Origin of the sequence: Mycobacterium syngnathidarum, assembly GCF_001942625.1 — a bacterium.
In the GTDB taxonomy this organism is placed as follows: domain Bacteria; phylum Actinomycetota; class Actinomycetes; order Mycobacteriales; family Mycobacteriaceae; genus Mycobacterium; species Mycobacterium syngnathidarum.
Map to the genome: position 1 here is coordinate 262,782 of NZ_MLCL01000029.1, position 13,119 is coordinate 275,900.

General features: G+C 67.3%; 13 protein-coding genes. 4 read left to right on the forward strand and 9 right to left on the reverse strand.

The features are described 5' to 3' along the window. Positions 1-17 precede the first annotated feature (17 nt). Complete coding sequence (gene dtd, locus BKG60_RS09170) at positions 18-449, reverse strand: D-aminoacyl-tRNA deacylase (protein WP_070943547.1); 432 nt, start codon at positions 447-449, stop codon at positions 18-20. A 91-nt stretch (positions 450-540) separates the two neighbouring features. Continuing rightward, positions 541-1,977 (reverse strand): type I glutamate--ammonia ligase, encoded by a 1,437-nt coding sequence (gene glnA / locus BKG60_RS09175; RefSeq protein WP_075909579.1) that lies wholly within the window; start codon positions 1,975-1,977, stop codon positions 541-543. 155 nt (positions 1,978-2,132) lie between these two features. On the opposite strand from glnA, the gene BKG60_RS09180 reads away from it, so the two are divergent. Next, entirely contained in the window at positions 2,133-2,618 is a 486-nt protein-coding gene (locus BKG60_RS09180; protein ID WP_207553874.1) for an RDD family protein, read from the forward strand. Between the two features lie 7 nt (positions 2,619-2,625). On the opposite strand, the gene BKG60_RS09185 is transcribed toward BKG60_RS09180, so the two are convergent. The 3 genes from BKG60_RS09185 to lipB are packed head-to-tail and all read right to left on the reverse strand — an operon-like array spanning position 2,626 to position 5,009. Further along, a complete protein-coding gene (locus tag BKG60_RS09185) occupies positions 2,626-3,378 on the reverse strand; it encodes a DUF4191 domain-containing protein (protein WP_075909580.1) in 753 nt (250 codons plus the stop codon). Between the two features lie 4 nt (positions 3,379-3,382). Next, on the reverse strand, positions 3,383-4,327 hold the full coding sequence (lipA, locus tag BKG60_RS09190; protein WP_070943343.1) for a lipoyl synthase: 945 nt from the start codon (positions 4,325-4,327) through the stop codon (positions 3,383-3,385). A gap of 4 nt (positions 4,328-4,331) precedes the next feature. Further along, complete coding sequence (gene lipB / locus BKG60_RS09195; RefSeq protein WP_070943342.1) at positions 4,332-5,009, reverse strand: lipoyl(octanoyl) transferase LipB; 678 nt, start codon at positions 5,007-5,009, stop codon at positions 4,332-4,334. Positions 5,010-5,077: 68 nt separating this feature from the next. On the opposite strand from lipB, the gene BKG60_RS09200 reads away from it, so the two are divergent. After that, complete coding sequence (locus BKG60_RS09200; protein ID WP_131823351.1) at positions 5,078-5,569, forward strand: STM3941 family protein; 492 nt, start codon at positions 5,078-5,080, stop codon at positions 5,567-5,569. Here BKG60_RS09200 and BKG60_RS09205 read toward each other — a convergent pair. Both BKG60_RS09205 and sucB read right to left on the reverse strand, forming a co-directional pair. Continuing rightward, positions 5,566-6,471 carry a TIGR01777 family oxidoreductase gene (locus tag BKG60_RS09205; RefSeq protein WP_070943340.1) on the reverse strand — a complete coding sequence of 302 codons (906 nt, stop codon included), beginning with the start codon at positions 6,469-6,471 and terminating at the stop codon, positions 5,566-5,568. The genes BKG60_RS09200 and BKG60_RS09205 overlap by 4 nt on opposite strands. A gap of 25 nt (positions 6,472-6,496) precedes the next feature. Beyond that, positions 6,497-8,254 carry a 2-oxoglutarate dehydrogenase, E2 component, dihydrolipoamide succinyltransferase gene (gene sucB / locus BKG60_RS09210; RefSeq protein ID WP_075909581.1) on the reverse strand — a complete coding sequence of 586 codons (1,758 nt, stop codon included), beginning with the start codon at positions 8,252-8,254 and terminating at the stop codon, positions 6,497-6,499. Positions 8,255-8,470: 216 nt separating this feature from the next. Here sucB and BKG60_RS09215 point away from each other — a divergent pair, with 216 nt between their 5' ends. Continuing rightward, on the forward strand, positions 8,471-8,824 hold the full coding sequence (locus tag BKG60_RS09215; protein WP_070943338.1) for an oxidoreductase: 354 nt from the start codon (positions 8,471-8,473) through the stop codon (positions 8,822-8,824). 68 nt (positions 8,825-8,892) lie between these two features. Further along, a complete protein-coding gene (locus BKG60_RS09220) occupies positions 8,893-10,629 on the forward strand; it encodes an SDR family oxidoreductase (protein WP_070943337.1) in 1,737 nt (578 codons plus the stop codon). 3 nt (positions 10,630-10,632) lie between these two features. Here BKG60_RS09220 and BKG60_RS09225 read toward each other — a convergent pair whose 3' ends face one another. Both BKG60_RS09225 and BKG60_RS09230 read right to left on the reverse strand, forming a co-directional pair. Then, positions 10,633-11,562 (reverse strand): lytic transglycosylase domain-containing protein, encoded by a 930-nt coding sequence (locus tag BKG60_RS09225; protein ID WP_070943545.1) that lies wholly within the window; start codon positions 11,560-11,562, stop codon positions 10,633-10,635. 26 nt (positions 11,563-11,588) lie between these two features. Further along, complete coding sequence (locus BKG60_RS09230; RefSeq protein WP_070943336.1) at positions 11,589-13,109, reverse strand: leucyl aminopeptidase; 1,521 nt, start codon at positions 13,107-13,109, stop codon at positions 11,589-11,591. Positions 13,110-13,119: the final 10 nt, after the last annotated feature.

Sequence of the window (13,119 nt, forward strand, 5' to 3'; positions counted from 1 at the left end):
CGTCGTTCGCCGAAAACTCACAGCTCCAGCAACACCGTTACCGGCCCGTCATTGACCAGTTCCACTTGCATATCCGCACCGAAAACCCCCGTTTCCACCACCGCGCCCAATGTTTTGAGTGCGTCGGCAAATTCGGCGACCAGCGGTTCGGCGACAGCACCCGGCGCCGCCGCGTTCCACGACGGGCGCCTGCCCTTGTCGGTGTTGGCGTACAAGGTGAACTGACTGATCACCAGGATCGGGGCCGCGACGTCCGACGCGGATTTCTCACCGTCGAGAATCCTCAACTGCCAGAGCTTTTCAGCCATCCGCTTGGCCTTGGCGGCGTCATCGCCATGCGTCGCCCCGACCAGGGCGAGCAGCCCCTGCGGGTTCGGTTTGATGGCGCCCACCACTTCGCCGTCGACCGTAACGCTGGCAGATGTCACCCGCTGCACCAGAACACGCATGCGGTCCATTGTGCGGATAGACGGTGAGCAGACACAAAATCGCACTATTCCGCCCGGAATAGTGCGATTCTGCGTCTGCTCGCGCTACGAGTTACACGTCGTAGTACAGGCTGAACTCGTACGGGTGAGGCCGGATCTGGATCGGCATGATCTCGTTCTCCCGCTTGTAGGAGATCCAGGTCTCGATCAGGTCCTCGGTGAACACGCCACCCTCGGTGAGGTACTCGTGATCCTCTTCGAGCTTGTCGATGACCGCGGCCAGCGAGGTCGGGGCCTGCGGGATGTTGGCGGCCTCGTCCGGCGGCAGCTCGTAGAGGTCCTTGTCGACCGGGGCCAGCGGCTCGATCTTCTTCTTGATGCCGTCGATACCGGCCATCAGCATGGCGGCGAACGCCAGGTACGGGTTACCCGAGCTGTCCGGGCAGCGGAACTCGAGGCGCTTGGCCTTCGGGTTGTTGCCGGTGATCGGGATACGGACACAGGCCGAGCGGTTGCGCTGGCTGTACACCAGGTTGATCGGGGCCTCGTAGCCCGGCACCAGACGCTTGTAGGAGTTCACCGTCGGGTTGGTGAACGCCAGCAGCGACGGGGCGTGGTGCAGGATGCCGCCGATGTAGTGGCGGGCAATGTCGGACAGGCCCGCGTACCCGGACTCGTCGTGGAACAGCGGCTTGCCGTCCTTCCACAGCGACTGATGGGCGTGCATGCCCGAACCGTTGTCACCGAACAGCGGCTTGGGCATGAAGGTCACGGTCTTGCCGTTCTGCCACGCGGTGTTCTTGATGATGTACTTGAACAACAGCACATCGTCGGCAGCGTGCAGCAGGGTGTTGAACTTGTAGTTGATCTCGGCCTGGCCGGCGGTGCCCACCTCGTGGTGGCCGCGCTCGAGGGTGAACCCGGCGTTGATCAGGTTGGTCGACATCTCGTCGCGCAGGTCGACGTAGTGGTCGTACGGCGCCACGGGGAAGTAGCCACCCTTGGGGCGGACCTTGTAACCGCGGTTGGCGCTGCCGTCGGCCTCGAAGGGCTCACCGGTGTTCCACCAGCCGGACTCCGAGTCGACCTCGTAGAAGGTGCCGTTGATCTTCGAGTCGAAGCTCACCGAGTCGAAGATGTAGAACTCGGCCTCGGCGCCGAAGTAACAGGTGTCGGCGATACCGGTGCTGGCCAGGTAGTTCTCCGCCTTGCGGGCCACGTTGCGCGGGTCGCGGGAGTATGCCTCACGAGTGAACGGATCGTGCACGAAGAAGTTCAGGTTCAGCGTCTTGGCGGCGCGGAACGGGTCGATGCGCGCGGTGTCGGGATCCGGCAGCAGCATCATGTCGGATTCGTGGATCGACTGGAAGCCGCGGACCGACGAACCGTCGAACGCGAGGCCGTCCTCGAAGACGCTCTGGTCGAACGCCGACGCCGGGATCGAGAAGTGCTGGACGACGCCAGGCAGATCGCAGAAGCGAATGTCGACGTACTCGACGTTCTCGTCCTTGATCAGCTTGAAGATGTCGTCGGACGTCTTTTCTGCCACTGAGTGTTCTCCTTTACTGGTAACCCGCGGGTTGACGCTAAGGACACGATGTTGCGCAGTCGTCAACCATATGTTGCGCGCAAGTTACGCGATGACCGTTCTTTGTGACGTGAGCTACTGACTGTCGCGCGACCGGCTCCGCCTATTCTGGCCCTATGGCGCGCACGATGGGAACTTGGCTGTCCGGACCCGGACCTTTCGATGCCGGCGACGGCGAAGACGGCCACGACAGCCAGGGCAAATACCCTGGTGAGCGCCTTGGCTTGCCCGAGACCGGGCCTGGCTCGCTGGCCCGGATGGGCCGGCGACTGGGCGCGCTGTGCATCGACTGGCTGGTCGCCTACGGGCTGGCCGGCCTGGTGATGGCCCTGGGCTTCATCTCGCTGCCTATGCTGTCCACGGCCGTGCTGGTGATCTGGATGGTGCTGGGCACGGTCGCGGTGCGGCTGTTCTCGTTCACGCCGGGGCAACTCGCGGTCGGCCTGGCCGTCGCGCCCGCCGACGGGCGCGACCGGATCGGCATCGTGCGGGCATTCCTGCGGGTGGTGTTGATCGCGTTGGTCATCCCGCCGCTGGTTTCCGACAGCGATCTGCGAGGTCTGCACGACCGGCTGACGTTCACCGCGGTGCTGCGGCGCTAGCGCTGAGTCAGCGCCGCCGCACGGTTCGCTGCACGCCGCGCATCTTGGCGCCGGCGGGCATCGGGCCCTTGGGCATCCCGGCCGGACCGGTCTTGGTGCCGAGCGCAGCCAGCCGGGACTCGATGGAGTCCATCTGCTTGACCGTGATGTTGGCCGGCAGCTTGTTCAGGTGCCGCTCGAGCTTGGACAAGGGCACTTCGTCCTCGCCGTTGCCGACCACGATGTCGTAGATCGGGATGTCGCCGACCAGGCGTGCCGTGCGCTTCTTCTCCTGAGCCAGCAGCGGCTTGACCCGATTGGCCGAGCCTTCAGCGACGAAGATCACACCGGGCCGGCCGATCACGCGGTGCACCGCGTCGAAATGGCCGGTTGCCGCGACGCCGGGGGTGACGCGCCACTTGCCGCGCAGGTTGTCCAGCGCCCAGGCTGCCGCACCCGTCTGGCCCTCGGCCTTCGTGTACACCGACTTCTGGGCGCGGCGGCCGAAGATGATGAAGGCGACCAGTGCGCCCAACACCACACCCAGCGGGATCATTGTGTACATCGTGAACCCGCCGATGAGCAGGCCGGCGACCACCGCAGCGGCCACGATCAGCACGAACGCGCCGATCATGTACGGCAGGAGGCGCTTGTCCTCTTTGCGTTGGACCTGGAATGCCTGCCAGAGCTGACTGCGCCGCTGCTTGGAGGCCGCCTTACGGGCAGCCTTCGCCTCGGCCTTTGCCGCTTTGGTCTCTGCGGCACCGCGGGTTTTCGCCATTACATCAGGATACGGGGGGCCGATCGGCAAACCGAACCCGTGCGGCCTGGGCATAGAGCCTGCCCGCGCGGTAGGACGAACGCACCAGCGGTCCGGCCAGTACGCCGGCGAAGCCGAGGCCCTCGGCATAGCTCGACAGCTCGACGAACTCGTCGGGATGCACCCAGCGTTCCACCGGGTGGTGACGTGGGGACGGACGCAGGTACTGGGTGATCGTGACGATGTCGCACCCGGCGTCGTGCAGGTCGCGCAGCGCGGTCTGCACCTCCTCGATGGTCTCGCCCATCCCGAGGATCAGGTTGGACTTGGTGACCAGACCGAAGTCGCGCGCGGACGTGATCACCGCCAGACTCCGGTCGTAACGGAAGGCCGGCCGGATCCGCTTGAAGATGCGCGGCACCGTTTCGACGTTGTGCGCGAACACTTCTGGGCGCGACTCGAACACTTCGGCCAACTGCTCGGGGTCGCCGTTGAAGTCCGGGGCCAACAGCTCCACACCGGTGTTCGGGTTCAGCGCATGGATCTGACGAACCGTCTCGGCGTACAGCCACGCCCCGCCGTCGGACAGGTCATCGCGGGCCACCCCGGTCACCGTCGAATACTTCAATCCCATCGCCTGCACACTCTCGGCCACCCGGCGTGGCTCGTCGCGGTCCAGGTCGGCCGGCTTGCCGGTGTCGATCTGACAGAAGTCGCACCGCCGCGTGCACTGCTCGCCGCCGATCAGGAACGTGGCCTCCCGGTCCTCCCAGCATTCGAAGATGTTGGGGCAGCCGGCCTCCTCGCACACCGTATGCAGGCCTTCGCGCCGCACCAGGCCCTTGAGCTCGGTGTACTCCGGACCCATCTTGGCCCTGGTCTTGATCCACGGTGGCTTGCGTTCGATGGGCGTCTGCGCGTTGCGCACTTCCAGACGCAGCAGCTTCCGACCTTCAGGCACCACAGTCACGAGTTCATCCTACGTTCAGGGCCACTTCCAGCCGTCCGTCCAGCGCATCGCCCACGGCGGCGGCGACTCGGTCGGTGACGTCCTCCACGGTGACGCGGCGGCCCAATTCGGCGGTCAGCGAGGTCACGCCGGCGTCGGCGATGCCGCACGGCACGATCGCGGAGAACGCCGACAGATCGCAGTCACAGTTCAGCGCGAACCCGTGCAGCGTCGTCGCCCGGGCCACCCGGATCCCGATCGCCCCCACCTTGCGGGCCGGCCGGAGCTCGTCGCCGGGAACCCATACGCCCGAGCGTCCCTCGACCCGATCGGTCTGCAGGCCCAGATCCGCGCACACGTTGATGAGCGCTTGTTCAAGGCGCCGAACGAAATTCACCACATCCAACGGTTCGGCCAGCCCGACGATCGGATAGCCCACCAGCTGTCCGGGGCCGTGCCAGGTGATCTTGCCGCCACGATCGGTATCGACGACGGGGGTGCCGTCCATGGGGCGTTCATGCGGTTCGGTGCGCTTGCCTGCGGTGTAGACGGCCGGGTGTTGCAGCAGCAGCAGGGTGTCGGGTCCACCGGCCACCCGGGCGTCGGCCACCTCACGCTGTAGGTCCCAGGCGGCTTCGTAATCGAGTGTGCCCAGGCGTCGCACCTCAAGGGGAGCAGCGGCTGAGCGGATGGATGCCGCCATGGCAGCCACGCTACTCGTGCCCAGGATTGCCGTCCGGTGCAGGGGTTGACGCCGAATAAGGTCGGATGATGCCGACGTTCTCTGCCCGATATTCGCCGTGGCGATTGTTGATGCTGACGGTGCTCGGCGTACTGATGAGCGCAATATCGGCTTGGATGGCAGGGTCGGCCGAGGCCTCCCTGCTACACAAGGCTGCCGGTGTCTGCGGCACCCTGCTCTTTCTTGGCGCAGCGGTCCTCGCCGCGGTCCGGTTGTTCGACCGCCGTGAGCAACTGCGGGTAGCACCCGACGGCATCTACTACAAGCAGTGGTCAGAAGCGGTGATCCCGTGGGGCGAGATCGTCAACGTGACGGCGTGGAAGCACCGCAGTCAGAAACTGATCATGCTGCACCTGGCCGACCCGCAACGGTTCCCGTCGACGACGCTGCTGGGCCGGTTGAGTCGGGCCAACCGGAGGCTGGCCGGCGGTGACATCGCGATATCGCTCACCCCGATGGACCGTGGGTTTGACGACGCGATGGCTGTGATCGAGGACTACCGGGCCACGTCCGGTCGCTAGTCGCGGGGCGCTGTGGCGTAAGCCAATGCCTCGCCCACGGTCTTGTGGTGGAAGTTGAAGCCGGCCCGTTCCAGCGCGGCGGGGATGGCGCGCTGGCCCACCAGCAGTCCCTCGTCGGCGATCTCGCCCAACAGGGTGCGCAGCGCGAAGCCAGGAACCATCACCGGGGTGGGCCGGTTGAGCGTACGGCCCAGTGCCGCGGTGAACTCGGCGTTGGTCACCGGGGCCGGTCCGGTGAGATTGACCGGGCCGGAAAGGTTTTCGTTCGACATCGCGAACAACACCGCGCGGACCTCGTCCTCCAGGCTGATCCACGGGATGTACTGCCTGCCGTTGCCCAGCCGGGCGCCGAGTCCCAGCGAGAACAACGGCTTCAGCCGGTTCACCATGCCCCCGGACGGCGCCATCACCAGCCCGGTGCGCAGCAACACCACCCGTGACCCGGCAGCTATGGCGGGCGCGGTCGCCGCTTCCCAATCCGCGCACAAACCGGCCAGGAAACCCCGACCCTCGGGTGCGGACTCGTCGGTCACCCGGTCTCTGGTGTCGCCGTAGTAGCCGACCGCGCTGGCATTGATCAGTACCGGCACCCCGGCGTCGGCCACAGCGCCGGCGAGTACCTCGGTGGGCCCGATCCGGCTGTCGCGCAGGCTCTGCTTGAACGCGCCCGACCACCGCTTCTCTCCGACGCCGACGCCGCAGAGATTCACCACCGCGTCGACGCCGTGCAGCGCCCCGGCGTCGAACTCTCCGGTGTCGGGGTTCCAGAACAGCTCGTCGCCGTTCGATGGTGCCCTGCGCACGATCCGGAGTACCCGGCGATCGGCGGCGCGCAGCGTGGACACCAGCGCCGAACCGATCAGACCGGATGATCCCGCTATCGCGATGACGGCATCCGCCACAGTGGGGAGCCCCTCCTAACGGCCCTTACAGCCCGAGGTCGGCCTCGAAAGCACCTTCTTCGAGCCTGCGCTTGATGGTGGTCACGAACCGGCCGGCGTCGGCGCCGTCGATCAGTCGATGGTCGTAGGTCAGCGGCAGGTAGCACACCGACCGGACACCGATCGACTCGTTGCCGTACTCGTCGGAGATCACTCGCGGCCGCTTGACGATCGCGCCCGTGCCCAGCATCGCTGCCTGCGGTGGCACCAGGATCGGGGTGTCGAACAGCGCGCCCTGGCTGCCGATGTTGGTGATCGTGAATGTGCCACCGGCCAATTCGTCAGGCTTGAGGTTGCCCGACCGGGCCCGTGCCGCGATGTCGGAGATGGCGCGTGCCAATCCGCCGAGCGACAGGTCACCGGCGTTGTGGATCACCGGCGACAGCAGGCCCTGCTCGGTGTCGACCGCGAAGCCCAGGTGCTCGGCGTCGTAGTAGGTGATCTCCTTGGTGTCCTCGTTGTAGCTGGCGTTGACGTTCGGGTGGATCTTGAGCGCGTCGATCACCGCGCGCGCGATGAACGGCAGGTACGTGAGGTTGACGCCCTCGCGCTCGGCGAAGTCCGTCTTGGCCCGGGCCCGCAGCGCCACGATCTTGGTCATGTCGACCTCGTGGGTCTGGGTCAGCTGAGCGGTCGCCTGCAACGATTCGCGGGTCTTCTTCGCGGTGATCTGGCGAATCCGGTTGGCCTTCTGCGTGGTTCCGCGCAGGTGGGCCAGGGCCGGAGCCGGGGCTGCCGAGGCCGCCGGTGCCGCGGCCGCTGCCGGTGCGGCAGAAGCGGCCGGCGCCGGCGGAGCCTTCTTGGCTTCCGCCGCGGCGAGCACATCCTGCTTGCGGATGCGACCGCCGACACCGGTGCCCTTCACCGAGGCAAGGTCAACACCGTTCTCCGAGGCCAACTTTCGCACCAGCGGGGTGACGTACGGCGAGCCGTCCCCAGCGGCGGCGGACGGTGCCGGGGCAGCTGCGGGCGCGGGCGCCGACTCGGGCTTGGGCTCGGGTTTGGGCTCCGGTTTGGGCTCTGGCTTCGGTTCCGGTTTCGGTTCGGGCTTGGGTTCCGGCTTGGCCTCGGGAGCCGGCGCTGCCGGAGCCGGGGCGGCTGCGGGGGCGGCGGAGGCGTCACCGATCTTGGCCAGTTCGCCGCCGACGGCGACGGTGTCGTCCTCCTCGGCGGTGATCTCCAGCAGGGTGCCGGCCACCGGGGACGGGATCTCGGTGTCGACCTTGTCGGTGGACACCTCGACGAGCGGCTCGTCGACGCCCACGGAGTCACCGACCTTCTTGAGCCACCGCGTGACGGTGCCCTCGGTGACCGACTCGCCCAATTCGGGCATCACGACGGTGGTGGCCGGCCCGGACACGGCGGCCGGGGCCGGCTCCGCGGGCGCTGCGGGCTCCGCGGCGGCGGTCTCGGCCGGAGCGGCCGACGGCTCGGTGGCCTGAGGTTCGGGTTCGGGCTCGGCTGCGGCTTCCGGTTCCGCGGACGGCGCTTCCGAGGCTTGTTCGCCGGCTTCGCCGATCACCGCGAGCTCGCCGCCGATCTCGACGGTGTCGTCCTCCTGGGCGACGATCTTCGTCAGCACGCCTGCGGCGGGGGATGGGATCTCGGTGTCGACCTTGTCCGTGGACACCTCCAGCAGCGGCTCGTCGAGTTCGACGGTGTCGCCCTCCTGTTTAAGCCAGCGGGTGACAGTCCCCTCGGTGACGCTCTCACCTAGCGCGGGCATCTGGACGGAGATGGCCATGTGTATTGACTCCTCGGACGGTCACTTGTGACGACTCGAACTCTGGCTTACCACAGCAGGGTGCACTGGGTGCGGCACCTAGGTGGATTGTCGGAACCATCCTGTCACTGCAGCACCATTCGCACGCACTCAGGGTTGCCCAAGGCTCTGGCACTATCGAGTCAGGGTTTGCAGGGTTGTTCTCCGAACATCCCCAGAGCTGAGGAGACCGTTCCATTGGGGTTGTTCGACGCGTTTCGCCGGGGAGGTTCGGTGCGCGGATCCGGCGGCGCGGCAGCCGAGGATCTGCGGTATCTGCAGCGCTGGGTGGCCGAGCACGCCGGCGTCGAGGCTTTCGTGGAGCCACGCACCACTGTCACCGACGTGACGGTGGTGCTGGTTGCCGCGGACGGGGAATGGACCCGGCGCCGTGCCGGTGGTGAGGCCGGGGCACGCCGGCTCAGCGACCGGCTGCAGATCCCGGTCTACGACGTGCAGAAGGTCGGGTACCCGCAACGCATGCGTGATTACGACGCGCGAAGGCGCATCGAACGGGAGCGCGCCATGCGTCGGGAGCTCGACGACCGCTAGAGTCAGAGCAACCGATACCTCCGGTATTGGATACTGATCGTTACATGTACCTCGTGGAGGGGTGGACAATGCAGCGCTTCGTCGTCAGCTCGGACGGGACCCGCATCGCGGTGTACGAACAAGGGGACCGGCAGCGGCCCACGCTGGTGATGGCGCACGGCTGGCCGGACTCCCACGTGCTGTGGAACGGCGTGACCGGTGAACTGGAGGACCGGTTCCACATCGTGCGATACGACAACCGCGGCGCCGGAGCCTCGGACGTTCCCAAAGCCGTCCGGGCCTACCGCATGGACCGGTTCGCCGACGACCTGTCCGCCGTGATCGACGCCGTCAGCCCCGGGAGCCCCGTGCACGTGTTGGCCCATGACTGGGGCTCGGTGGGGGTGTGGGAGTACCTCAGTCGGCCGGAGGCCTCCGAGCGGGTGGCATCGTTCACGTCGGTGTCGGGACCCAGCACCGACCACTACGGCTCGTTCGTGCGCGGCCGGTTGGCCCAGCCGTACCGCCCCATCCGGTTCGCCAAGGCGGTGAACCTGGCATCGCGGTTCAGCTATTGGATCCCGTTCTCCATCCCGGTTCTCGCACCGGCACTGATGCGTCGCGGGGCGGCGCGCCGGCTGCAGGCCATCGACACACCGGGTCCCAAGTTCCAGTCCGAGACGCTCGACATCGACGCGGCCAACTCGCTCAAGATCTACCGTGCCAACGCGATTCGCTCGTTCACGACACTGCGCACCGACCACTACGTGACCGTGCCCGTGCAGTTGATCTGCAACGACCACGATCCTGTGGTGCGCGGACATGGCTATGACGAGGCGTCCAAGTGGATGCCGATGCTGTGGCGCCGCGACCTCAAAGCCGGGCACTGGGCGCCGTTCTCGCACTGGCGCGCCATCGCCGAGGCCACCGCCGAGCTGATCGACCACATCGAGGGTGCCCCAGCCTCCCGGGCGCTGCGGCGTGCCCAGATCGGTCGGTCGCGTGAACCTTTCAGCGACACACTGGTTTCTGTAACCGGCGCGGGCAGCGGCATCGGTCGCGCCACCGCCCTGGCCTTCGCTGCGCAGGGCGCCGAGATCGTGGTCAGCGACATCGACAAAGATGCAGCAGCGGCGACGGTCGACGAGATCGCTGCCGGCGGCGGGGTGGCCTACGCCTACGGGCTGGACGTGTCCGATGCCGACGCCGTGGAGAGTTTCGTCGAGCAAGTGTGCAGCACACACGGTGTCCCCGACGTGGTGGTCAACAACGCCGGAATCGGCCACGGCGGAAAGTTTCTCGATACGCCTGCCGATCAGTACGACCGGGTGCTGGACGTGAACTTCGGCGGAGTCGTCAACTGCTGCAGGTCCTTTGCCCGCCGCCTCGTCGACCGCGGCACCGGCGGTCACATCGTCAACGTGGCCTCGATGGCCGCCTACTCGCCGTCGGCGTCGATGAACGCCTACTCCACCAGCAAGGCCGCGGTGTTCATGTTCTCCGACTGCCTGCGCGCCGAATTGAACTCGGCGGGAGTCGGTTTGACCACGATCTGCCCGGGGATGATCGACACCAACATCATCGACACCACCCGCTTCGACGTGCCCGCCGACAAGCAGGGGCAGGTCGAGCAGTTGCGGGCTCAGACCAAGAAGGTTTTCGCTGCCCGGCGCTACGGGCCGGACAAGGTGGCCAAGGCCATCGTCGCGTCCGTCGTGAAGGGCAAGGCGATCCGCCCAGTGACCCCCGAGGCCTACGCGGCGTATGGGGTGGCGCGGCTGGTGCCGTCGGCGCTGCGCCGCGCGGCGCGGTCGGGCTCGCTCTAACCGCTACTGCGGGTGCGCCGTCAGATACTCGCCGACCGGTATCGGCGATTCTGCGGCGTACCCGATGGGCAGCAGCACGTCACCGGCCGTTGAGACGTAATAGACGTCCCAGCGGTAGAACGCGCCGAACGCCGCCGGATCGGCGGCCATCGCCGCGGCATAGTCGTTGACCGCCCGCACGTACGCGTCGGCGTTGTTGTAGCGGAACAGGGCGTGGTCGGGGTTGCTGGTAAAACCGTTGGCGGCCAGGTAATTGCCGGCCGCCATGATGCTGTCCCTCGGGGAGTGGACGTCGCCGCCCATGCCGTAGGCGGCAAACGTGGACGGCATGAACTGCATCGGTCCCTGGGCACCGGCCGAGCTGGTTCCGCTCACGCTGCCGAAGTGGGTTTCGATCAGGTTGATCGCGGCGAGGAAGTTCCAGCCCACGCCCGAGGCGGCTTCGGCGTCGCGATAGGCCGCCAGCAGTTCCCCAGGCGGGGGAGGCGGGTTGATCCGCCACGCGGGCAGGGTGTCCCGCGGTTCGGCCAGCGTGGCCAGCTGTCGCCGCGCGTCGACATTGCGGTCGTAGAACGCCACCAACTCGGCCGGGATGCGGGGCCGGATGATCCCGTCCCATTCGGGGTGCCGGCCGATCGCCCGGTAGGCCACCTGCTGGCGGCGCGCGGCCTGCGTCAAGGCCGCCTCCGGCGTCGACGGGTCGCGCAGAGCCCGCTCGTCGGCCACCAGGTCTCGTGCCAACCGGTCCGGGTCGGGGGCCAGGCGCGGTTGTGCGCCGGCCGGGGCGGCCGGCGTGGTGGTGGGAGACGTCGCCGACATGGCGCTCGAAAGGTTCGGAGTGCTCGGGCCCGCGGTATCCGGCGATCCTGAACAGCCGGCGAGCGCCGCGCCCAACGTGAACAAGATGGCGAGATCGCGGGCAATCCTCGACATCTTGTTCACGTTGGGCGGGAACATGATCAGCCGTTCGCGGCGATGTCCTCCAGGACCGCGAACATCGTGCGGGTCGGCACGCCGGTGCCGCCCTTGGGTGTGTAACCCCATGGGCCGCCGGTGTTGTAGGCCGGTGCAGCGATGTCGATGTGTGTCCATTCGACCCCGTCTGCGACGAACTCGCGCAGATACGTCCCGGCCACCAGCATCCCGGCATAGCGCGACCCGCTGACGTTGGCCAGATCGGCCACCGTCGACTTCAGATCGTCCTTGAGCTCCTCGGGAAGCGGCATGGCCCAACCGTTTTCACCGACGGCCTGTGACAGCGTCGCGACCCGGTCGCGGAACTCGTCACTTCCCATGACACCAGGTGTGCGGGCACCGAGAGCGACGGTCTGCGCACCGGTCAGCGTCGACGTCTCGATCAGATAGTCCGGCTCGTCCTCGCAGGCCCGTACGATCGCGTCGGCCAGGATCAGCCGGCCCTCGGCGTCGGTGTTGAGCACCTCGACGGTGATCCCGCCGTACTGGGTCAGCACGTCGCCCGGACGCTGCGCGGTCGCCGAGGGCATGTTCTCGGCCATCGGCACGGTCGCGATCACCTCGATCGGAAGATTCTGCTTGGCGGCCAGCACCACGGTCGCGATCACCGCCGCCGCTCCACCCATGTCCGAGGTCATGTGATGCATGTTGGCGGCAGGCTTGATCGAGATGCCGCCGGTGTCGAATGTGATGCCCTTGCCGACCAGTGCGACGCGCTTGGGCTTCTTGCCCGTGCCACGGTGCACCAATCGCACCAGACGCGGCGGTCGCGAGGATCCCTTGCCCACCCCGACGATCCCGCCGTAACCGGCCTTGGTCAGGGCCTTGTCATCGAGCACCTCGACCTCAAGTCCGGCGGTCTCACCCAAAGCCTTTGCGCGCTTGGCGAATTCGTCGGGAAACAGGTGGCTGGGCGGGGTGTTCACGAAGTCCCGGGCAGTGGCGACCGCCGAGGCGATGTCCGCCGCGCGCTGAGCCTGGTTCTTCGTCGCCGCCTTGGTGTCGGCCGTCAGGGCCACGATCGCGGTGAGGCCGGCGTCTTTGGGTGCGGTCTTGGCGCTGCGGAAGTCGTTGAAGCGGTAGGAGCCCAGGATCAAGCCCTCGACGGCGGCTTCCAGATCGATGTCGGACAACGTGGTGACAGCCGTCTCGGTGCCGTTCAACGACCGTGCCGCCGTACCGGCGGCACGGCGGATCACGTCGGCCGGCCACTCGTCGCGGGGTTTGCCGAGGCCGACGGCCAGCACACTGGCGACCGGCAGTGACGGCGCGAGCACCCTGGTGACCTGGTCGGTGCCGCCCTTGGCACCGAGCGCGGCGAGTGCCACCTCGATTTCACCGACCGCCTCGGCATCGAGGAACGGGTTGCCGACAACGGCGGCGGTCGAATCGTCATCCGGCCCGCTGACCACGGGAACGATCAGCACGGCCTCGCTCTTGCGCTTGGGCAGCGACGCGCTGACGGTGACGTTGGGAACCTGGTAACCGGGATTTGCGGGGCTCACCCCGCCTACC